The sequence below is a fragment of the Neobacillus drentensis genome (genome assembly GCF_036966985.1).
Taxonomy (GTDB): Bacteria; Bacillota; Bacilli; order Bacillales; family Cytobacillaceae; genus Neobacillus; species Neobacillus drentensis_E.
On record NZ_JBALSN010000706.1, the window covers coordinates 1 to 1181 of the forward strand.

Annotated in this window: 2 protein-coding genes; one reads left to right on the forward strand and one right to left on the reverse strand. The window is 34.0% G+C overall.

Features of this window, described 5'->3' with window-relative positions; all coding sequences use genetic code 11:
• Positions 1 to 97 precede the first annotated feature (97 nt).
• Positions 98 to 523: a MaoC family dehydratase gene (locus tag V7659_RS30765; RefSeq protein ID WP_335543797.1), complete on the forward strand. Its 426-nt coding sequence runs from the start codon at positions 98 to 100 to the stop codon at positions 521 to 523.
• 279 nt (positions 524 to 802) lie between these two features.
• On the opposite strand, the gene V7659_RS30770 is transcribed toward V7659_RS30765, so the two are convergent.
• The gene (locus tag V7659_RS30770; protein WP_335543798.1) at positions 803 to 1117 is read right to left on the reverse strand and encodes a hypothetical protein; all 315 of its coding nucleotides are present in this window, start codon (positions 1115 to 1117) and stop codon (positions 803 to 805) included.
• Positions 1118 to 1181: the final 64 nt, after the last annotated feature.

Genomic DNA, 1181 nt, shown 5'->3' on the forward strand with positions numbered 1-1181 from the left:
GATTTTAGAGGATTTTGAGTATTTTTTTAACTTGATGTGCATTTGATACTACCTTAATATAAACAAGTGCAAAAGTTTCTAACTAAGAGGTGTAATTATGAAGTTTGATGAGTTTACAGTTGGACAGGTGTTTGAAACTAAGTCCTTCAAAATGACAAAAGCGGATATTATGAGATTTGCACGAGAATTTGATCCTCAATATATGCATTTAAATGAGGAAAAAGCAAAGCAGGGGAGATTTGATGGAATCATCGCTTCCGGACTACATACATTAAGCATTTCAGTAAGGCTTTGGATTGAACAAGGTATCTATGGTGATGATATCATCGCTGGAACAGGGATGAATAATTTGAAATTTATAAAACCGGTGTATCCTGGTGATGAATTGTATACCATCGCCGAGGTTATCGATAAGAAAGAGACGAAGAATGAATCGGGAATCATTACTGTATTGTTATCTACTTACAACGATAAAGAAGATAAAGTATTAGAAGTAGACCTGTCGGGATTGATTAAGCGATGATGTGTTGTAATTGAAAATAAGTGAAATAATCTACACAAGTCAATTACGGCTTATGGGTTGAGTATTTTCGTAATTACATTTTTGGAAAGGGTCTTATTCCACTAGCGGGGTGCAAGAGTTGAAGATCCAGCTATTATTTTAGATGGTGTGTTATGAAGTTAATGTAATCAGGAGGTTTGAAGAAACTTTCATACTATACTGAAGATTTAAGTGAAATCTCTGTCGGGAAGTTATACAAAAGTAGAGAGGAAAATTTAAGAGGTAAGCACCAGAATGTGCTTACCTAATAACCTCATCCAGAGAAATGATTCTATGCTTTAACTCCTTATTCGAGTCTAAAACACCTATTACAAATTGATTATCTTCTGTTATTGTCGCATATCTGAAATGTTCATCCCCATTAATAAGGAAAGATGTTTCCTGTTTTGCCTCCAACTTAGCAAAGACATCATCTGTGTAATCAAGTGGTAGAAAATCATCTAATCCATCTGTTGGTCTACCAACCCATTGGAAGAGGAAATCTTTGATTGCATATTGCTCAATCATCGATAAATTTTTCTTGAATTTTAGTTTATTCACCAATACTGTGTTCACTTAATCACTCCTCAGAAAGTATGTATAGTTTATACTCTAAAATACCTAACTACAACGGTATTAC

Excerpts from the sequence above, each read along its gene's own strand:
- V7659_RS30765 (WP_335543797.1), top strand. The coding sequence starts at position 98 with ATGAAGTTTGATGAGTTTACAGTTGGACAGGTGTTTGAAACTAAGTCC.